This is a genomic window from Enterobacter cloacae complex sp. IR5458 (assembly GCF_049238025.1).
Lineage (GTDB): Bacteria > Pseudomonadota > Gammaproteobacteria > Enterobacterales > Enterobacteriaceae > Enterobacter > Enterobacter kobei.
This window is the reverse complement of the sequence record NZ_JBMKIF010000016.1, coordinates 26,797-47,311: the sequence shown is the minus strand read 5'-3', so window position 1 is coordinate 47,311 and position 20,515 is coordinate 26,797. Positions and strand designations below refer to the sequence as shown.

Below are 20,515 nucleotides of genomic sequence, written 5' to 3'. Positions count from 1 at the left end.
ACTGTCTGTTCAAGGTTAACTGACCTGAAGTTTCGCGGTGCGGGTGGCATTGTGACTCACCGGCACCTGAACCCTTTTTTTCACGTACCAGTAGTTGTAGCGAATGAATACTGAAGCCACTCACGACCAACATGAAGCACTCTCCACTGGCGTTCGTCTTCGCAACGCCCGTGAACAACTCGGACTCAGCCAGCAAGCCGTTGCAGAACGCTTGTGCCTGAAGGTTTCCACGGTTCGCGATATTGAAGAAGATAAGGCGCCTGCCGATCTGGCTTCAACATTTCTGCGCGGTTATATCCGCTCTTACGCAAAACTGGTGCACATCCCCGAAAACGAATTACTGCCAATGATGGAGAAGCAGGCACCGGTTCGCGCAGCGAAAGTGGCGCCGATGCAAACTTTCTCCTTGGGGAAACGTCGTAAAAAACGTGATGGCTGGCTGATGAGCTTTACCTGGCTGGTGCTGTTTGTGGTGATCGGCCTGACCGGCGCGTGGTGGTGGCAAAACCATAAGGCGCAGCAGGAAGAGATCACCACCATGGCCGATCAATCCTCTGCTGAACTCAATCAGGCAGGGAATGGTGGCGCTCAGAGCGTCCCGCTGAACACCGACGGTGCAGCCACCTCAAGCGAGCCGCAAACAACGGCTCCGGCAACCGATGCGGCGCAGGCTCCGGCAGCCACGGCTAACACCGCTGCGCCTCAGGCTCAGGATCAGAACGCGGTCGTTGCCCCTTCTCAGGCGAATGTTGATACTGCGGCGAACGCGCCTGCGGCGACTCAGCCAACGGACAATACCGCGGCATCCCTGCCAACCGACCCGGCGGCTACTGCCGCACCAGCAGCCGATCCAAACGCGCTGGTGATGAACTTCACTGCCGACTGCTGGCTGGAAGTCACTGACGCGACAGGTAAAAAACTGTTTAGCGGCCTGCAGCGGAAAGATGGCACGTTAAACCTAACGGGTCAGGCACCTTACAAACTTAAAATCGGCGCTCCGGCAGCGGTACAGATCCAGTATCAAGGAAAACCTGTCGACCTGAGCCGCTTTATCAGAACTAACCAGGTTGCACGTCTTACCGTTAATGCCGAACAATCAGCAGCACAGTAACAGACGGGCAACGCGGGAGATTTTTCATGCATAACCAGGCTCCGATTCAACGTAGAAAATCGAAACGGATTTACGTTGGGAATGTGCCAGTCGGCGATGGAGCACCCATCGCCGTTCAGTCGATGACCAACACGCGCACCACGGACGTGGAAGCAACGGTCAACCAAATCAAAGCATTAGAGCGTGTAGGCGCGGACATTGTTCGCGTCTCCGTGCCCACCATGGATGCCGCAGAGGCGTTCAAGCTGATCAAACAGCAGGTCAGCGTTCCGCTGGTAGCGGATATCCACTTCGACTACCGTATCGCGCTGAAAGTGGCCGAATACGGTGTTGATTGCCTGCGTATTAACCCGGGCAACATCGGTAACGAAGAGCGCATCCGCATGGTGGTGGACTGCGCCCGTGACAAAAATATCCCTATCCGTATCGGCGTCAACGCGGGATCGCTGGAAAAAGATCTGCAGGAAAAATACGGTGAACCCACGCCGCAGGCGCTGCTCGAATCCGCGATGCGCCATGTCGATCATCTCGATCGTCTTAACTTCGATCAGTTCAAAGTTAGCGTAAAAGCGTCTGATGTATTCCTCGCGGTGGAGTCGTACCGCCTGCTGGCAAAACAGATCGATCAGCCTCTGCACCTCGGGATCACCGAAGCGGGTGGCCTGCGTAGCGGTTCTGTCAAATCCGCGATCGGTCTGGGACTGCTGCTCTCTGAAGGGATCGGTGACACCCTGCGCGTTTCGCTGGCGGCCGATCCGGTAGAAGAGATCAAGGTCGGTTTCGATATCCTGAAATCACTGCGTATTCGTGCGCGTGGGATCAACTTCATTGCCTGCCCAACCTGCTCGCGTCAGGAATTTGATGTGATCGGTACGGTGAATGCCCTGGAGCAGCGTCTGGAAGATATCATCACCCCGATGGACGTCTCCATCATCGGCTGCGTGGTGAACGGTCCGGGTGAAGCGCTGGTGTCCACCTTGGGCGTGACCGGCGGTAACAAGAAAAGTGGTCTCTATGAAGATGGCGTTCGTAAAGATCGTCTGGATAATAGTGACATGATCGACCAGCTCGAAGCTCGCATCCGCGCTAAAGCCGCGATGATGGACGAGACACAGCGTATCAGCGTTCAGCAGGTTGAAAAATAACGTGATGGGAAGCGTGCCGTTTCCCATGTATGATTGAACCCATTCTTTGGGTTTTTTTTGTATATAGAAAGAGAATAAACGTGGCAAAAAACATTCAAGCCATCCGCGGCATGAACGATTACCTGCCTGGCGAAACCGCCATCTGGCAGCGCATTGAAGGCACACTGAAGCAGGTGCTCGGCAGCTACGGTTACAGCGAAATCCGTTTGCCGATTGTAGAGCAGACCCCGTTATTCAAACGCGCGATCGGCGAAGTGACCGATGTGGTTGAAAAAGAGATGTACACCTTTGAGGACCGCAACGGCGACAGCCTGACTCTGCGTCCGGAAGGGACGGCGGGCTGCGTACGCGCCGGCATCGAACATGGTCTTCTGTACAATCAGGAGCAGCGCCTGTGGTATATCGGCCCGATGTTCCGCCACGAACGTCCGCAGAAAGGTCGTTATCGTCAGTTCAACCAGCTGGGTGTGGAAGTGTTTGGCCTGCAGGGTCCGGACATCGACGCCGAACTGATTATGCTGACGGCCCGCTGGTGGCGCGCGCTCGGTATTGCTGAGCACGTTTCGCTGGAGTTGAACTCTATCGGTTCTCTGGAAGCGCGTGCGAACTATCGCGATGCGCTGGTTGCATTCCTGGAACAGCATAAAGACAAGCTGGACGAAGACTGCAAACGCCGCATGTACAGCAACCCGCTGCGCGTGCTGGATTCCAAAAACCCGGAAGTGCAGGCGCTGCTGAATGATGCACCTGCACTGGGTGACTACCTGGACGACGAGTCTCGCGAACACTTTACCGGCCTGTGCAAGCTGCTTGAAGCGGCGGGCATTGCCTACACCGTGAACCAGCGTCTGGTGCGCGGCCTGGACTACTACAACCGCACCGTGTTTGAGTGGGTGACCACCAGCCTCGGTTCACAAGGCACCGTGTGTGCCGGCGGTCGTTATGACGGTCTGGTTGAGCAACTGGGTGGCCGTGCAGCACCTGGCGTTGGCTTCGCGATGGGCCTTGAGCGACTTGTTTTGTTAGTTCAGGCTGTTAATCCGGAATTTAAAGCAGATTCCGTTGTCGATATATACCTGGTGGCCTCAGGCGCGGAAACGCAGTCTGCGGCGATGCAGCTTGCCGAACGCGTGCGCGATGCGCTGCCGGGCGTTAAGCTGATGACCAATCATGGCGGCGGCAACTTCAAAAAACAGTTTGCTCGTGCCGATAAGTGGGGCGCAAGTATTGCACTGGTGCTGGGTGAGTCCGAAGTGGCTAACGGCGAAGTGGTAGTTAAAGACCTGCGCTCTGGTGAGCAAACAACGGTAACGCAGGACGGCGTTGCGGCGCATTTGCGCACTCTATTGGGCTAAGGAGAAAGACTGCGTGGAAATTTACGAGAACGAACACGATCAGGTCGACGCGATTAAACGCTTCTTTGTTGAGAACGGCAAAGCGCTGGTTGTTGGGGTGATTTTAGGTGTGGGCGCGCTGATTGGCTGGCGTTACTGGAACAATCATCAGGCGGATACCGCGCGCGGCGCGTCTCTGACCTATGAAAATACCGTGAGCGCGATCCGTGCCGATCAGCCACAAACGCTGGTTGCGGCAGAGAAATTTGCTGCTGACAACAAAAACACCTACGGCGCGCTGGCTGCGCTGGAAGTGGCTCAGCAGTACGTTGATAAGAACGAACTGGATAAAGCTGTTGCTCAGTTGACTCAGGGTCTTGCTGCTGCCAGCGATGAAAACCTGAAAGCAGTGATTAATGTGCGCCTGGCACGTATTCAGGTTCAGCAGAAAAAAGCTGACGATGCGCTGAAAACGCTCGATACCGTTAAAGGCGAAGGTTTTGCTGCCATCGTTGCCGATCTGCGCGGTGAAGCGCTGCTGAGCAAAGGTGACAAAGCGGGCGCGCGTAAAGCGTGGCAAGCTGGCGTGGATAGCAAAGCTTCACCTGCGCTGAGCGAAATGATGCAGATGAAAATAAATAATTTGTCCGTCTGAGAGGGACCCGATGCAATTGCGTAAATTACTTCTGCCAGGACTGCTTTCTGTTACGTTATTGAGTGGTTGTTCACTGTTCAGTGGCGAAGAAGACGTTGTAAAAATGTCCCCACTGCCGACGGTTGAAAACCAGTTTACCCCTTCTACCGCGTGGGATGTCTCCGTTGGTAATGGTATTGGTGACTTTTATTCCAACCTTCATCCGGCCTTTGCGGACAGCGTTGTTTATGCCGCCGATCGTAAAGGTACCGTGAAAGCGGTCAATGCTGATGACGGAAAAGAAGTCTGGTCTGTTAACCTGGCGGAAAAAGATGGCTGGTTCTCCCGTAAACCTGCACTGCTGTCTGGCGGCCTGACGGTTGCCGGTGGTCATGTCTATGTGGGTAGCGAAAAGGCGCAGGTTTATGCCCTGAACACCAGCGACGGCTCCATTGCCTGGCAAACCACCGTGGCCGGTGAATCCCTGTCTCGCCCGGTCGTGAGCGACGGCCTGGTGCTGATTCATACCAGCAACGGCCAGCTGCAGGCGCTGAACGAAGCGGACGGTCTGGTGAAATGGACCGTTAACCTTGACATGCCTGCGCTCTCTCTGCGCGGTGAATCTGCGCCTGCTACCGCATTCGGTGCAGCAATTGTAGGCGGTGATAACGGTCGCGTGAGTGCCGTGCTGATGCAGCAGGGCCAGATGATCTGGCAGCAGCGTATCTCTCAGGCTACAGGCTCAACGGAAATTGACCGTCTGAGCGACGTCGACACAACGCCGGTCATCGTAGACGGTGTGGTTTACGCGCTGGCCTATAACGGTAACCTCACCGCGCTGGATCTTCGCAGCGGCCAGATCATGTGGAAACGTGAACTGGGTTCTGTAAATGATTTCATCGTGGACGGTAACCGTATCTATATGGTTGACCAGAACGACCGTCTGCTGGCGCTGAGCACTGAAGGCGGCGTGACCCTGTGGACGCAAAGCGATCTGCTGCACCGTCTGCTGACCGCGCCAGCACTGTACAACGGCAGCCTGGTGGTAGGCGACAGCGAAGGGTATATGCACTGGATTGATCCGGATAACGGCCGCTTTGTTGCACAGCAAAAAGTCGACAGCTCTGGTTTCCTGACCGATCCGGTTGTGGCTGACGGCAAACTGCTGATTCAGGCAAAAGACGGTACGCTGTACGCGATCACGCGTTAATTACCCGGCGGTTGTAGTATACTAAACGGCTCCTGTTCACTCAGGAGCCGTTTTGACATTTTTAAAAACGCCGCGAATGCGACGTTTATTTGAATTTTATGAGGCTTCAAACATGGTACCTGTGGTCGCGCTTGTCGGGCGCCCTAACGTTGGAAAATCCACTCTTTTTAACCGTTTAACACGCACCCGTGATGCGCTGGTTGCGGATTTCCCGGGGCTGACGCGTGACCGTAAGTACGGTCGTGCAGAGGTGGAAGGACGCGAGTTCATCTGTATTGATACCGGTGGTATTGACGGTACAGAGGACGGCGTTGAAACCCGCATGGCGGAACAGTCATTGCTGGCGATTGAAGAAGCGGACGTGGTGCTGTTTATGGTGGATGCGCGCGCTGGCCTGATGCCGGCAGACTCCGCCATCGCCAAACACCTGCGCTCGCGTGAAAAGCCTACTTTCCTGGTGGCGAACAAAACTGACGGTATCGATGCCGATCAGGCCGTTGCAGACTTCTGGTCTTTAGGCCTGGGTGAAATCTACCCCATTGCGGCATCGCACGGTCGCGGCGTGACCAGCCTGCTGGAAACCGTTCTGCTGCCATGGGTTGATGAAGTTAACCCGCCGGAAGAGGTGGACGAAGACGCTGAATACTGGGCGCAGTTTGAAGAGGGCGTTGAGGGCGAAGAAGAGCCTGAAGACGACTTCAATCCGCAGGATCTGCCAATCAAGCTGGCTATCGTGGGGCGTCCAAACGTAGGTAAGTCTACACTTACTAACCGTATTCTGGGTGAAGAACGCGTGGTCGTTTACGACATGCCTGGCACCACGCGCGACAGCATCTACATCCCGATGCAGCGCGATGAACGTGAGTATGTCCTCATTGACACCGCCGGGGTACGTAAGCGCGGGAAAATCACCGATGTGGTGGAAAAATTCTCCGTTATCAAAACCCTGCAGGCGATTGAAGATGCCAACGTCGTTATGCTGGTCATTGATGCGCGTGAAGGAATCTCCGATCAGGATCTCTCTCTGCTCGGCTTTATCCTCAATAGTGGGCGCTCACTGGTTATCGTGGTCAACAAATGGGATGGCCTGAGCAATGAAGTGCGCGAGCAGGTGAAAGAGACCCTCGACTTCCGTCTGGGCTTTATCGACTTTGCGCGCGTGCACTTTATTTCTGCCCTGCACGGCAGCGGCGTCGGTAACCTGTTCGAATCCGTGCGTGAAGCCTATGACAGCTCCACCCGCCGTCAGAGCACCGCCATGCTGACCCGCATCATGAATATGGCTGCGGAAGACCATCAGCCGCCGCTGGTACGCGGTCGCCGCGTGAAGCTGAAATATGCTCACGCCGGGGGTTATAACCCGCCAATCGTGGTGATCCACGGCAACCAGGTGAAAGACCTGCCGGATTCCTACAAGCGCTATCTGATGAACTACTTCCGTAAATCGCTGGACGTGATGGGCACGCCTATCCGCATCCAGTTCAAGGAAGGGGAAAACCCGTTCGCTAACAAGCGCAACACCCTGACGCCGAACCAGATGCGTAAACGTAAGCGTTTGATTAAGCACATTAAGAAAAGCAAATAAGCTTTGCTGAACTCACAAAAGCCCGCGCATGTCGCGGGCTTTTTTTTGCCCAATCATACCGCCGGTTTTCTCTGTGTGATGTCAATCACTATTCACTTTTAACCATGTTTAAAACTAAGAAAGTAGACAATCGTCGAATTTTCGTCTTAAAGTCCCGGGCCCGGTACTAGACAAAACTAGCATCTGGTTATCAAATGGTTAACTAACTTTTCGCCGCATGTAAAAAATCGGTCAGATACGTAACTGGCCGGCGTACTTGCTGGTGTTTACAAGCACGACACATACCTTTCGGGAGAATTATGCAATCCTCTGTTAATCAAAAAGAGAGCCGAACGTTCTTCGGCCATCCGTATCCGCTCGGTTCACTGTTTTTCACCGAGATGTGGGAGCGTTTCTCGTTTTACGGCATTCGTCCGTTACTGATCCTGTTTATGGCCGCCACCGTCTATGACGGCGGGATGGGTCTGGCCCGTGAAAACGCCTCGGCGATTGTCGGTATCTTTGCCGGGACCATGTACCTGGCCGCGCTGCCGGGAGGCTGGCTGGCGGATAACTGGCTTGGGCAGCAGAGAGCCGTCTGGTACGGTTCAATTCTGATTGCGCTCGGCCACCTGTCGATTGCGCTGTCGGCCATCATGGGTGACAACCTGTTCTTTATCGGCCTGATGTTCATCGTGCTCGGCTCTGGCCTGTTCAAGACCTGTATCTCGGTCATGGTGGGGACTCTGTATAAAAAAGGCGATGCGCGTCGTGACGGCGGTTTCTCGCTGTTCTATATGGGCATCAACATGGGCTCGTTCATTGCCCCGCTGATTTCCGGCTGGCTGATTAAAACCCACGGCTGGCACTGGGGCTTTGGTATTGGCGGCATCGGGATGCTGGTGGCGCTGATTATCTTCCGCGTGTTTGCGGTTCCGGCGATGAAACGCTATGACAGCGAAGTCGGTCTGGATTCCACCTGGAACAGTCCGGTGGTGAAGCGTAATGGCGTGGGCATCTGGCTGCTGGTGCTGGCGGCAGGTGTGGCAACGCTCGTGACGCTGATTGCGCAGGGCGTGATTGTGATTAACCCGGTCGCGGTAGCCAGCGTGCTGGTCTACGTGATTGCGGCGTCTGTTGCCCTCTACTTTATTTATCTGTTTGTTTTTGCTGGCCTGAACCGTAAAGAACGCGCCAGACTGCTGGTGTGCTTTATTCTGCTGGTCTCAGCGGCGTTCTTCTGGTCTGCGTTTGAGCAGAAGCCAACCTCGTTCAACCTGTTTGCCAACGACTACACTAACCGCATGATCGGTGATTTTGAAATCCCGGCGGTTTGGTTCCAGTCGATTAACGCGCTGTTCATCATCCTGCTGGCCCCGGTGTTCAGCTGGGCATGGCCGAAACTCGCGACGAAGAACATCCGCCCGAGCAGTATCACCAAATTCGTGATCGGTATTCTGTGTGCGGCAGCGGGCTTTGGCCTGATGATGCTGGCGGCACAGAATGTACTGAGCAACGGTGGGGCGGGGGTGTCGCCGTTCTGGCTGGTGGGCAGTATCCTGATGCTGACGCTGGGTGAACTGTGCCTGAGCCCGATCGGTCTGGCGACCATGACCCTGCTGGCGCCGGAAAGAATGCGCGGCCAGATGATGGGTCTATGGTTCTGCGCCAGTGCCTTGGGTAACCTGGCGGCCGGCCTGATCGGCGGTCACGTGAAGGCCGACCAGCTGGATATGCTGCCGGATCTCTTCGCCCGCTGCTCCATCGCGCTGCTGATTTGTGCCGCGGTGCTGATCGTCCTCATTGTTCCGGTGCGTCGTATGCTGGAAAATGCGCAAACGAAACCGGCAGCTAGCGCCTGATAAACCTCAGCGTGCCGGGGCTGGCGTTACGCCCCGGCGCGTTATTCCCTGAGGTGAAAATATGCAGTTAGGATTTGTTGGTCTTGGTGCGGTAGTGGAGACAGCGTATCTGCCCGCATTGCGTAACCTGTATGGCCGCCCGGTTCGTTGTTTCGGGTTTGATGTTCTCCCGGCAAAGCACCCTGAAGGCGTGACGCGCTGCGCCTCGCTTGCGGAACTGCTTGCCACCCCGCTTGATACCCTCTTTATCACTACCGCATCGCTGCACCATCTTGAGGTGCTTGAGCAGGCGATCGCCTCACCGATCTCCCGGATTGTGATAGAAAAACCGATTGTCGCCACGCTTCCCCAAATAGATAAGCTTAATGCACTGCTGGCCACGCCCGGTGCGGCATCCCGCGTGCTGGCGCTCGACCACTGGATGGCGCGCACCGAAACGGTGAAGCGCTCGCTGGTCGATCATTTTTCTGACGTCGTCAGAATCGAAGGCTTTTTGCAGGAGCCAAGCGGGTATAACGCTGTCGGCGAACCCATCGCGCTTAATTTCTCCACCGGTGAACCGGATACCAGAACGCTTCGTCACCCTGATGGCGTGATTCTGGATATCGGTACGCATGTGCTGGCGATGCTGCGTGAAACGACGTGCTTTCTGGGGGGCGATGACGAGATGACGCTACAGGTCGTTGCCGCTAAAGACCGTCTGGGCCGCGCTATTGCAAAAGGAGACCTGACCACGGCGGAAGGTGAAGCGCATCTTCAGGGAAGCATCAGCGGCGTACCGGTGGACATCTGGCTTAACAAATACGCAGGCCCCGCGGGCGGGCAAAAAGGCTTGCGTCTGCATCTGCGTGACGGGCGCACCATCAGTCATGACCGGCGCGGCGCGGAAGATGTGCTGGAGGTCATTGAGGGGGATGATATCCAGCGCTGGTCTCTCCCCGGCACAATCTACGAGCACTGTCTTGCGGGACATATTCTTGGCGATAAAAGTCTGTTTGAGCGGGATCCGCAGGAGGTGAGCCGTACCACGCGCCGTCGGATCGAGGAAGTTGCGCTGCTGCTGACCTTGCAGCAACAGTTGCGTGGTCCGCACTGAACGCAACGTGGTAAAATTACCCCAGACCTGAATGCTTTGAAGGAGTCACCATGACGATTACCTGCCCGGATTGCCAGGCAACGCTGGAGCCCCAGAATGGGGTGGCGCACTGCGAGAACTGTAACAAAGACATTGCGCTTGAAGCCCGTTGCCCGGAGTGCCATCAGCCGCTCCAGGTTTTAAAAGCCTGTGGCGCGGTGGATTATTTCTGCCAGAACGGCCACGGCTTAATCTCTAAAAAGCGCGTGGAGTTTATTCCGGCAGAACGTTAATCACACACGCAGCCTTCGCCTTTCTGCCACAGTTCGACCAGCGACTCGGGTGCTTCCTGCTCGGGCACCAGCACGATGATATCGGCATAATGTGCCTGATTCTGCCCGGTCCAGATAATCTGGATGCGGAAATAGCGCTGGTCACCGCTGCCGGGTGACGTGGCTTGCCCGGGCGGCTGGCCGCGTGGAAACGCCTGCTCCAGGATGCTCACCAGGCGCTGGCGCTGGGCTTCATTGAGCGAGGACAGCGCGATGGTGCGCTGACCGCTCAGCTTAGGAATAAAAGCGACGCCGCCTTCCCGGGCCAGCTCAACTACGGCGTCATCCGTCAGTTCCGGAACCTGCATTTACAGCACTCCCACCTGTTCCCAGGCTTGTTTTATGGCCGCTCCGACGTCGCTACCGGAGCGTTTCTCTCCGTGCGCGATCGTTAGTTTTGCAAAGGCCTCAAAATCTGCATCCTGCGCCAGATTGCGATCGCAAACTGTGTCGTACCAGGCATAACCCGCTTTTTCCCATGCGTGACCGCCGATCGCCGTCGCGGCCAGATAAAACGCCCGGTTGGGGATACCGGAGTTCAGATGCACGCCGCCGTTATCCTCGCGCGTTTTAATGAAATCTTTCATGTGCGCGGGCTGCGGATCTTTGCCGAGCAGCGGGTCATCGTAGGCGGTGCCGGGTTCAGACATCGAGCGCAGCCCTTTGCCGTTAATTCCTGCGGCCAGCAGCCCTTCACCAATCAGCCAGTCTGCTTTATCGGCGGTTTGCTTCAGATGATACTGTTTCACCAGCGAGCCAAACACGTCAGAGAGAGACTCGTTTAGCGCGCCCGACTGTTCAAAATAGATCAGTCCGGCCTCGGTCTCGGTTACGCCGTGGCTCAGCTCGTGCGCCACCACGTCAATGGCAATCGTGAAGCGATTAAATATTTCCCCGTCGCCGTCGCCAAATACCATCTGCTGACCATTCCAGAAGGCGTTCTGATATTCCCGGCCGTAGTGAACGGTCCCGGTCAAAATAAGCCCTTTATTATCGAGTGAATCGCGCTGATATTCTTTCCAGAAGAAATCATGGGTAATCCCTAAATACGCGTAGGCTTCATCGACCGCGACATCGCCATTCGACGGCTGACCCTCATAACGCACCTGGGTACCCGGCAGCTCCTGGGTTTGCTTCGCATCGTAAATATCGCGCTCCAGCTGACCGGCTTTATTCACGTGCGGGGCGGCGGGCTTGCCCGGCATATGGGCCATTAACGTCTGCACGTGGGTTAAGGTCTGACGGGCGCAGCGCTGCTGCGGCTCGGAGCCCGTTTCGATAATACGACGCAGAATATAAGGGGGAATAACGCTATAAAGATGGGTCATGCAGCTCTCCTTATCAAAAAAGGGAATAGCTGCAGTATAGTAAGTAACCGGCGAAGAATTATCCGGTTTTGCGCTGACGCGTCTTTTTCACCGGTTTAATTGATTTCACTTCGCTTTCTACCCAGCCGTCAGACAGGCGGGTGGTCAGCACATCCCCGGCTTTGACCTGTTTGGTTTGTTTCAGCACTTTCCCGTCCGTCGCGGTGGTGACGCTATAGCCGCGCGCCAGCGTGGAGAGGGGGCTGACCGCTTCAAGATGGGTCACCGCATTGCCAAAACGTTCGCGGGTGGTACTCAGCCGGGCGCGGAGAGTCTCCGCCAGACGAAACTCCAGCTGCTGAATCCGCGTTTGCGCGCGGTAAATTTTCGGCTGCGGATTTTGCTGGTTAAGGCGCTGCGTCACGCGCTGCTGGCGCGAAACCGCGCGTTTCAGCTGAGTATCCAGCGCGATATTCATGCGCTGGCGCAGACGATCCAGCACCGTCTGTTGACGCGCCAGGCGCAGCTGCGGGTGCTGCTGCTGCAGACGATGATGAAGCTGGGTAAAGCGACGGGTACGGTTGGCGAGGAAGTAATCCATCGCCATTTCAAGGCGCTGCTGGCCGTTCTGGATCTGACGCAGCAGCTCCAGCTGGTTACGACTCACCACTTCTGCCGCCGCGGAAGGCGTAGGCGCACGTAAATCCGCGACAAAATCGGCTATCGTTACGTCCGTTTCATGCCCGACGGCACTCACGACGGGGATAAGGCTGGCAAAGATTGCCCGCGCCACGCGCTCGTCGTTAAAGCTCCACAGATCTTCCAGCGAGCCGCCTCCGCGCCCGACGATGAGCACGTCACACTCCTGGCGCGCGTTCGCTAGCGCAATGGCGCGCACAATCTGGCCCGGCGCATCGTCGCCCTGCACGGCGGTCGGGTAGATGATGACGGGCAGGGAAGGGTCGCGACGCTTGAGGACGTGCAAAATATCATGCAGTGCCGCACCGGTTTTTGAGGTGATGACCCCAACGCAGTGGGCAGGAGAGGGCAGCGGTTTTTTAAACTGCTGGTCGAAAAGCCCCTCGGCAGAAAGCGTTGTTTTTAACTGCTCATACTTCTGCTGCAACAGCCCTTCGCCCGCAGGCTGCATGCTCTCGACGATAATTTGATAATCACCGCGCGGTTCATACAGGGTAATATTGGCGCGAACCAGAACCTGCTGGCCGTGCTGCGGACGAAACGTCACGCGGCGGTTGCTGTTGCGGAACATCGCGCAGCGCACCTGGGCGGTGTCGTCTTTTAAGGTAAAGTACCAGTGGCCGGAAGAGGGCTGCGTGAAGTTAGAGATCTCACCGCTGATCCAGACCTGCCCCATTTCCTGCTCAAGCAGCAAACGCACCGTCTGATTCAGGCGGCTGACGGTATAAATTGAGGGGGATTGAGAGGATAACATGTGAGCGGGATCAAATTCTAAATCAGCAAGTTATTCAGTCGATAGTAACCTGCTGAGAGGCAATCGCAAGCATTTTTTTTAAAAAAGTGTAGATGCAATCGGTTACGCTCTGTATAATGCCACGGCAATATTTAACCACCCAGGTCAGAGATATTGCCCATGCTACGTATCGCTAAAGAAGCACTGACGTTTGACGACGTCCTCCTCGTTCCCGCTCATTCCACCGTTCTGCCGAATACTGCCGACCTCAGCACGCAGTTGACGAAAACCATTCGTCTGAACATTCCTATGCTCTCCGCGGCAATGGACACCGTGACTGAAGCGCGCCTGGCTATCGCCCTGGCACAGGAAGGCGGCATTGGCTTTATCCATAAAAACATGTCTATCGAGCGTCAGGCGGAAGAAGTTCGCCGCGTGAAGAAACATGAATCCGGCATTGTGTCTGACCCTCAGACCGTTCTGCCAACCACCACCCTGCACGAAGTGAAAGCCCTGACCGAACGTAACGGCTTCGCCGGTTACCCGGTTGTGACCGAAGATAACGAGCTGGTTGGCATCATCACCGGCCGTGACGTGCGCTTCGTGACTGACCTGAACCAGCCTGTCAGCGTCTACATGACGCCAAAAGAGCGTCTGGTGACCGTTCGCGAAGGTGAAACCCGCGACGTAGTGCTGGCGAAAATGCACGAAAAACGCGTTGAGAAAGCGCTGGTTGTGGATGCGAATTTCCATCTGCGCGGCATGATCACCGTGAAAGATTTCCAGAAAGCAGAACGTAAACCTAACGCCTGTAAAGACGAGCATGGCCGTCTGCGCGTCGGTGCAGCGGTGGGTGCCGGTGCCGGTAACGAAGAGCGTGTTGATGCGCTGGTGGCTGCGGGCGTTGACGTCCTGCTGATCGACTCCTCACACGGCCACTCTGAAGGCGTTCTGCAGCGTATTCGTGACACCCGTGCTAAGTACCCGGACCTGCAGATCATCGGCGGCAACGTGGCAACAGGCGCAGGCGCTCGTGCGCTGGCTGATGCCGGCTGCAGCGCGGTGAAAGTGGGTATCGGTCCAGGCTCTATCTGTACTACCCGTATCGTCACCGGCGTGGGTGTTCCGCAGATCACCGCGGTATCTGACGCGGTTGAAGCGCTGGAAGGCACCGGTATTCCGGTTATCGCTGACGGCGGTATCCGCTTCTCTGGCGACATCGCTAAAGCCATCGCCGCGGGCGCTGCTGCCGTGATGGTGGGCTCCATGCTGGCCGGTACCGAAGAATCCCCGGGTGAAATCGAACTCTACCAGGGCCGTTCTTACAAATCCTATCGTGGGATGGGCTCCCTGGGCGCGATGTCCAAAGGTTCCTCTGACCGTTACTTCCAGACCGATAACGCCGCTGACAAACTGGTGCCGGAAGGTATCGAAGGCCGCGTTGCTTATAAAGGCCGTCTGAAAGAGATCATTCACCAGCAGATGGGCGGCCTGCGCTCCTGTATGGGTCTGACCGGCTGTGGTACCATTGACCTGCTGCGTACCAAAGCGGAATTCGTACGCATCAGCGGTGCGGGTATCCAGGAGAGCCACGTTCACGACGTGACGATCACCAAAGAGTCCCCGAACTATCGTCTGGGCTCCTGATTTTTCTTCGCCCGACCTCGTGTCGGGCGATTTATTTAATCTGTTTCACTTGCCTCGGAATTAGCGTCAATGACGGAAAACATTCATAAACATCGCATCCTCATCCTCGATTTTGGTTCTCAGTACACTCAGCTGGTGGCGCGTCGCGTACGTGAACTGGGCGTTTACTGCGAACTGTGGGCGTGGGATGTCACGGAAGCACAGATTCGCGAATTCAATCCAAGCGGCATCATCCTGTCCGGCGGCCCGGAAAGCACCACCGAAGAGAACAGCCCGCGCGCGCCGCAGTACGTGTTCGAAGCAGGCGTGCCGGTATTCGGCGTCTGCTACGGTATGCAGACCATGGCCATGCAGCTGGGCGGCCACGTAGAAGGCTCTAACGAGCGTGAGTTCGGTTATGCACAGGTAGAAGTCGTCACCGACAGCGCACTGGTACGCGGTATCGAAGACTCCCTGACCGCTGACGGCAAACCGCTGCTGGACGTGTGGATGAGCCACGGCGACAAGGTCACCGCTATCCCGTCTGACTTCGTAACCGTTGCCAGCACCGAAAGCTGCCCGTTCGCGATCATGGCGAACGAAGAAAAACGCTTCTACGGCGTGCAGTTCCACCCGGAAGTGACCCACACCCGTCAGGGTATGCGCATGCTGGAGCGCTTCGTGCGCGACATCTGCCAGTGTGAAGCACTGTGGACCCCGGCAAAAATCATCGACGACGCCGTGGAGCGTATCCGCCAGCAGGTTGGTGATGACAAAGTGATCCTCGGCCTCTCCGGCGGCGTCGACTCCTCCGTGACCGCGATGCTGCTGCACCGTGCCATCGGCAAAAACCTGACCTGCGTCTTTGTGGACAACGGTCTGCTGCGTCTGAACGAAGCCCAGCAGGTGATGGACATGTTCGGTGACCACTTCGGTCTGAACATCGTTCACGTGGAAGGTGAGCAGCGTTTCCTGGACGCGCTGAAAGGCGAGAACGATCCGGAAGCCAAGCGTAAAATCATCGGCCGCGTATTCGTGGAAGTGTTCGACGAAGAAGCGCTGAAGCTGGAAGACGTTAAATGGCTGGCACAGGGCACTATCTATCCTGACGTGATTGAATCAGCTGCTTCAGCAACCGGTAAAGCACACGTCATCAAATCTCACCACAACGTGGGCGGCCTGCCGAAAGAGATGAAGATGGGTCTGGTTGAACCGCTGCGCGAGCTGTTCAAAGATGAAGTACGCAAGATCGGTCTGGAACTGGGTCTGCCGTACGACATGCTCTACCGTCATCCGTTCCCGGGCCCGGGTCTCGGCGTGCGCGTACTGGGTGAAGTGAAGAAAGAGTACTGCGACCTGCTGCGTCGCGCAGACGCGATCTTCATCGAAGAGCTGCACAAAGCTGACCTGTACAACAAAGTAAGCCAGGCGTTCACCGTGTTCCTGCCGGTTCGCTCCGTCGGCGTGATGGGCGATGGCCGTAAGTACGACTGGGTTGTTTCCCTGCGTGCGGTAGAAACCATCGACTTCATGACCGCGCACTGGGCGCACCTGCCGTATGACTTCTTAGGCCGCGTGTCTAACCGCATCATCAACGAAGTGAACGGTATTTCCCGCGTGGTGTATGACATCAGCGGTAAGCCACCGGCTACGATTGAGTGGGAATGATTTAACGACTGGCAATAGCCAGCGCGCAAAAACAGTAAAGTACTCTTAGCCCGCGTAACTGCGGGCTTTTTTGTACATATAGTTGGACATTTACATTTTGAATAATGATAGCTGACCCGAAGAGCCAGTTCGGTTTTTGTGCGCTGGCTAAAATGATCACAGTTTCGTGCCATTTCGTCTCATCACCTTTACTTATTTTACTTGCACCGTATTAGGAGGGCGTTTTATTTCTTTGCAGAAAGTTTTTTACGCAGAGTGGTTGCCCGGCGCAATACACCCACTTTAGGATTCATTGCAAGTGCCTGTTCATAGGCTTCCAAAGCGTCAGATAACTGCCCAAGCGATTCAAACGACTCCCCTCTGATCCTGTGAGCTAGCGCTCCCCAGTCATATCGTTCTCGGGCTCCCTGCGTAAGAGCTGTATCAGCGACGCTCAGAGCTTTCCTGGCGCTTTCCTCGGTGGTATCCGTCTTAAGCAACTCCTGCGCGGCCATAATCTTTGTGGCGTAATCACCCTTGTTCAACTGGGCTATCTGTAGTGATTCAGCATCAAGGAACTCACCAGCGGTGGAATAACGGAAGTATCCAAGATCACGAAGATTGACGCGTAGTTGGCATAACTCTCCGTCAGCGTTTGTATCGAATAAATAGCAATCTGCCCAGGTCCCGACGGGGCGAACTGTAAACATTTTCTGTCTTTTTTGAAGATCGAGAACCTCCAAAATATTACTGTCTTTATTATCTGCATTTGCTGTCTGGACAGCTGCGTACCGGCCACATTGGGACAAACCAATATTAAAGATATTGGCGCAGTAATGCCGACGATAGATTTCATCACCGCTGGTGTTGATAGCGATGACATCCCCGCTAAGTGCACTACCGAAACCACAATCGTGGACTATGAAACTACCGGAATCAGAAACAGCGGCATCGACAGGGCGTGCAAAACATTTTAGCTCATACACAATCCTGTCAGAGGGGTAATCGACAAGAATGACACGGCCATTGCCCTTCATCCTGTGGCCTCCAAGGCTGCCACCATCCGAATCATCGCAGCCCACCACCCAGCGCTTATCCGGCGAAATATTTGCGTGACCGAAGAAGTAAGGGTGATCCACGGTAAGCCATTTACCCTCCAGTTCCGTGTTGCGTTCATGCGTAGATGAAGGTTCTCTCTTGCCAGATTGATGCCCTAAGATACTGCGTAGTTTTCCAATTAAACCCATCGCCCTGTTTCCTGTTAGCCCTGCCTGGTAGCAATATAAGCCAGGTTTGTAATAATCGTAACGGACTAACCAGAATTTATTTGACGCGCCTCGAATTCCATAATAAAAAAATTCACAAGAGATATGTTTAAAAAATAAAATATTCGTGTCATGAATATTTTGCCGAAATATTTAGACCATGCTCCTATTTGCGGTTGATATCACCACAAATAAAGGAGTAGCTTGTAGTAGAGAAAAAGTTATATCCAATGGAGAATGACCATGAGCACATATGAACTTGTACGCAAAACAAAAATCGATGGTGATTTCGAAGGGTTTGATGACGAGGTTTTATTCAGGTTTGTTGACGGGACATACTGGATACAGGCGCAATACATGTACTGGTATCATTATGCCTATCGACCTGATGTCAATCTCTTACGAGCGAATGGGCGGTTTTATCTGCAGATAGATGGGAAAGACAAAGTTGTACCCGTCAGACAAATCACTGATGTCATCCAATCACGAATTGATGACGAATTTAAAGGATGGGAAGGCGAAACCGTTTACACTCTCACTAACGGGCAGGTGTGGAAGCAATGCACCTACCACTATGAATACAAGTATTCATACAGACCGGAGGCATTAATTTACAATAGCGGAACAGGTTACAAAATGCAGGTTGAAGGTACTACAGCAGATGTGCGAAGAGTTAAGTAAAGCAATCACTGTACACAGAGTCAGCTTATGCAAACAATAAATGTCCAGCGGCATTTAACGCCTCTGTCGCTATTCCTGGCAGAGCGAATAATCAGCCACCGTTAACAACAAGGTTATAATCTAATGTTTCAGTACAAAATGGTCCAGGTTCCACCCAACATTTCAGTCAGGGCTAAAGACAACAAAATCGGTATTGCTGCGCAATACCTTGAGGACGTGGTCAACGAGTGGGCAGCGCAGGGCTGGGAATTTCAGCGAGTTGATACTATCGGTATTGAAGAACGACCAGGCTGTTTTGGCGGCAGTAAGGTCAAATTTATGCAGTACTATGTTATTACCTTCAGGAAAGAGGTGTAACTGTGCTGCGTAGTCTGAGCTTCTGGCTGATACTGCTTTACCGCAAACATGCACCAGACAACGTCAGACGGCGCTGTCGCTATCATCCTTCATGTTCAAAATATACGTTTGTCAGCATCAAGCGCTTTGGTTTCTGCCGGGGATGGAAAATTGCCTTCAAGCGTTTTCAGCGCTGCAGGCCGCCGAACGGTGGAATCGATTATCCACCACACCGTTGTCACTGAGTGAGCTAGCTTCCGGATGTCCTGCTAAGCGTCACGCTTTGGTCACAATGAATAATGCTGTACCAGAACGATTAAGAATAAAATAAGTTCTCCCGCAGCCTTATTGCGCTGGCGGTGATTACTTAGACGGATGATTTATCTACCTCATAAGTGCTGCCATTGCATTCACCGGTAATCAACAAAGCCGGGCTAAAGTGGATAGGCAATATGCAAAGTTATTTAGATACAGGAATGAATTTCCTGCGCCTCGCTGCGTAAAGTAGAGCAGAGTTCCTAGATAAGAATTCAGCCAAACATTATGGTGGCCTGATGCATCTGGTTCCCCAATAACATGGAGTCTCTATGGAATATTTTGAAGCTAAATTATATTTATTAGGAAAGTGGCGAATTATTGCATTATTACTTAATGCTATGCTTTTCCTTGGTAGTTGCTACGGGTTGTACCTCACGGGGATCTTTACAAGGTCATGGTATAATGAAGGTAATGCTGCGGTGTGCTTATTGATTATGTTTACCTCGGCATTAAGCATCATGTCTATCAATCAGCCAGTCATTATGGATAAGACTGATGACGAGGCATCTTCATTGCTATCTTTATGGTGGAAACGAAAGAAGCTCGAACATTTATCAAAAATAAAAGAATATAAAAAATAACGTAAAGTCTGCGGCCCGGCGTGCCGGGCCGGAGGCGTGAACTATTTTCCGCTGTTATCCCGGCGATACGCCAGCGCCACCACCAGCGACTGCACCAGGCACAGCGTCGCCGACTGGGACCGAAACGCGTCCACCTGCGCCTCTTTCACTACAAAGCAAAGATCGCTGAACGTCGCCAGGGGGCTGATCTGGCTGTCCGTAATCACAATCTGCCGCGCGCCGACGCTGGCGGCGGTTTCACTGACCATCACCGTCTCTTCCGCGTACGGCGAGAAGCTGATCGACACCACAATGTCGCGCGCCTTAATGCGGCTGATCTGCTCGCGCAGCATCCCACCCATACCGTCGAGCAGAATAGGGCGGCACTCCAGGTGGCTCAGGGCATAGGTGAGGTAGGCCGCGACGCTAAAGGAGCGGCGCAGTCCGGCGATGTAGATGGTGTCGGCGTCGGCCAGCAGCTGTACCGCGCGCTCCAGCATTTCCGGTTCGGCGCGGGCGGCCAGCTGCTGTAGCGCCTGGGCGTTTGAACGGGCGAACTCCTGCAGGATGTCGAGCGGGGTTTCGGGCACGGCCTCGCTCTCCATTTCGCGGAAAAGCCGGGCACGGTCGCTGTAGCTGGCGGTCTCCTCCACCAGGTTCATGCGAAACAGCTGTTTCATTTCGTTGAAGCCGGTGAAGTCAAAGGCGTTGGCGAAGCGGATCAGCGTCGAGGGCGGCACGTCGGCGCGCTCGGCAATCACGGCAACCGTATCAAAGGCCACGCTGTTCGTATTATCCAGCACATAGCGGGAGACCTGCTGCAGCCTCTTGCTCAGGCTATCGTAGCGATCGCGGATTTGCTGCTGCAGTTCGTTCAGGCTGGTTGCTGTCGTCATGTTATCCCCCAAATACAGTCCTGTGATTCTAAACGCAAAACCGCGTCTTTTAAATGTCGGCCATCCATCTGGCAGCAAAAATGAAACAGAAGCTTCAGTCATTCCCACGCCCGAAATGCCTTAATAGCGCACGCTGCGTCAGTATTGTTGGCTGTTAACATAAAAATCCATCCTTGATCA

At 54.6% G+C, this 20,515-nt stretch carries 20 protein-coding genes; 15 read left to right on the top strand and 5 right to left on the bottom strand.

Translation table 11 applies throughout. From position 1 onward, the window contains the following. The first annotated feature begins 103 nt into the window (after positions 1-103). The 9 genes from rodZ (at position 104) to ACOTYN_RS14305 (ending at position 10,228) form a co-directional block, all read left to right on the top strand. Entirely contained in the window at positions 104-1,111 is a 1,008-nt protein-coding gene (gene rodZ / locus ACOTYN_RS14345; RefSeq protein ID WP_023338666.1) for a cytoskeleton protein RodZ, read from the top strand. A gap of 26 nt (positions 1,112-1,137) precedes the next feature. After that, the gene (gene ispG / locus ACOTYN_RS14340; protein ID WP_023337626.1) at positions 1,138-2,256 is read left to right on the top strand and encodes a flavodoxin-dependent (E)-4-hydroxy-3-methylbut-2-enyl-diphosphate synthase; all 1,119 of its coding nucleotides are present in this window, start codon (positions 1,138-1,140) and stop codon (positions 2,254-2,256) included. Positions 2,257-2,336: 80 nt separating this feature from the next. Next, a complete protein-coding gene (gene hisS / locus ACOTYN_RS14335) occupies positions 2,337-3,611 on the top strand; it encodes a histidine--tRNA ligase (protein ID WP_196347700.1) in 1,275 nt (424 codons plus the stop codon). 13 nt (positions 3,612-3,624) lie between these two features. Beyond that, on the top strand, positions 3,625-4,245 hold the full coding sequence (locus ACOTYN_RS14330) for a YfgM family protein (protein ID WP_071921923.1): 621 nt from the start codon (positions 3,625-3,627) through the stop codon (positions 4,243-4,245). Between the two features lie 10 nt (positions 4,246-4,255). Then, a complete protein-coding gene (gene bamB / locus ACOTYN_RS14325) occupies positions 4,256-5,434 on the top strand; it encodes an outer membrane protein assembly factor BamB (protein WP_014884807.1) in 1,179 nt (392 codons plus the stop codon). A 112-nt stretch (positions 5,435-5,546) separates the two neighbouring features. Beyond that, entirely contained in the window at positions 5,547-7,019 is a 1,473-nt protein-coding gene (gene der / locus ACOTYN_RS14320; RefSeq protein WP_014884806.1) for a ribosome biogenesis GTPase Der, read from the top strand. Positions 7,020-7,318: 299 nt separating this feature from the next. After that, positions 7,319-8,860 (top strand): peptide MFS transporter, encoded by a 1,542-nt coding sequence (locus tag ACOTYN_RS14315; RefSeq protein WP_047625587.1) that lies wholly within the window; start codon positions 7,319-7,321, stop codon positions 8,858-8,860. Between the two features lie 61 nt (positions 8,861-8,921). After that, complete coding sequence (locus ACOTYN_RS14310) at positions 8,922-9,956, top strand: oxidoreductase (RefSeq protein ID WP_071921924.1); 1,035 nt, start codon at positions 8,922-8,924, stop codon at positions 9,954-9,956. Positions 9,957-10,006: 50 nt separating this feature from the next. After that, positions 10,007-10,228 (top strand): zinc ribbon domain-containing protein, encoded by a 222-nt coding sequence (locus ACOTYN_RS14305; protein WP_014884803.1) that lies wholly within the window; start codon positions 10,007-10,009, stop codon positions 10,226-10,228. Here ACOTYN_RS14305 and ACOTYN_RS14300 read toward each other — a convergent pair. Genes ACOTYN_RS14300 through xseA form a run of 3 tightly spaced genes read right to left on the bottom strand, consistent with a single transcriptional unit; the run spans position 10,225 to position 13,027 of the window. Beyond that, a complete protein-coding gene (locus ACOTYN_RS14300; RefSeq protein ID WP_014884802.1) occupies positions 10,225-10,575 on the bottom strand; it encodes a protealysin inhibitor emfourin in 351 nt (116 codons plus the stop codon). The two genes, ACOTYN_RS14305 and ACOTYN_RS14300, sit on opposite strands and share 4 nt — an antisense overlap. Next, complete coding sequence (locus ACOTYN_RS14295) at positions 10,576-11,595, bottom strand: M4 family metallopeptidase (protein WP_014884801.1); 1,020 nt, start codon at positions 11,593-11,595, stop codon at positions 10,576-10,578. 58 nt (positions 11,596-11,653) lie between these two features. Continuing rightward, on the bottom strand, positions 11,654-13,027 hold the full coding sequence (xseA, locus tag ACOTYN_RS14290; RefSeq protein WP_332958134.1) for an exodeoxyribonuclease VII large subunit: 1,374 nt from the start codon (positions 13,025-13,027) through the stop codon (positions 11,654-11,656). Positions 13,028-13,186: 159 nt separating this feature from the next. On the opposite strand from xseA, the gene guaB reads away from it, so the two are divergent. Further along, a complete protein-coding gene (guaB, locus tag ACOTYN_RS14285; RefSeq protein WP_014884799.1) occupies positions 13,187-14,653 on the top strand; it encodes an IMP dehydrogenase in 1,467 nt (488 codons plus the stop codon). A gap of 69 nt (positions 14,654-14,722) precedes the next feature. Further along, positions 14,723-16,300 carry a glutamine-hydrolyzing GMP synthase gene (gene guaA / locus ACOTYN_RS14280; RefSeq protein WP_006811514.1) on the top strand — a complete coding sequence of 526 codons (1,578 nt, stop codon included), beginning with the start codon at positions 14,723-14,725 and terminating at the stop codon, positions 16,298-16,300. 224 nt (positions 16,301-16,524) lie between these two features. Here guaA and ACOTYN_RS14275 read toward each other — a convergent pair whose 3' ends face one another. Beyond that, a complete protein-coding gene (locus ACOTYN_RS14275; RefSeq protein ID WP_332958135.1) occupies positions 16,525-17,526 on the bottom strand; it encodes a hypothetical protein in 1,002 nt (333 codons plus the stop codon). Positions 17,527-17,787: 261 nt separating this feature from the next. Between ACOTYN_RS14275 and ACOTYN_RS14270 the strand changes: the two genes are divergently transcribed. The 4 genes from ACOTYN_RS14270 (at position 17,788) to ACOTYN_RS14255 (ending at position 19,460) form a co-directional block, all read left to right on the top strand. Then, entirely contained in the window at positions 17,788-18,225 is a 438-nt protein-coding gene (locus ACOTYN_RS14270; protein ID WP_332958136.1) for a hypothetical protein, read from the top strand. A gap of 123 nt (positions 18,226-18,348) precedes the next feature. Then, positions 18,349-18,582 (top strand): hypothetical protein, encoded by a 234-nt coding sequence (locus ACOTYN_RS14265; RefSeq protein ID WP_045260197.1) that lies wholly within the window; start codon positions 18,349-18,351, stop codon positions 18,580-18,582. A 2-nt stretch (positions 18,583-18,584) separates the two neighbouring features. Beyond that, positions 18,585-18,806 (top strand): membrane protein insertion efficiency factor YidD, encoded by a 222-nt coding sequence (gene yidD, locus ACOTYN_RS14260; protein WP_071890889.1) that lies wholly within the window; start codon positions 18,585-18,587, stop codon positions 18,804-18,806. 342 nt (positions 18,807-19,148) lie between these two features. Then, on the top strand, positions 19,149-19,460 hold the full coding sequence (locus ACOTYN_RS14255) for a hypothetical protein (RefSeq protein WP_045281143.1): 312 nt from the start codon (positions 19,149-19,151) through the stop codon (positions 19,458-19,460). A gap of 41 nt (positions 19,461-19,501) precedes the next feature. Here ACOTYN_RS14255 and ACOTYN_RS14250 read toward each other — a convergent pair whose 3' ends face one another. Further along, positions 19,502-20,335: a MurR/RpiR family transcriptional regulator gene (locus ACOTYN_RS14250; protein WP_023333015.1), complete on the bottom strand. Its 834-nt coding sequence runs from the start codon at positions 20,333-20,335 to the stop codon at positions 19,502-19,504. Positions 20,336-20,515 lie beyond the last annotated feature (180 nt).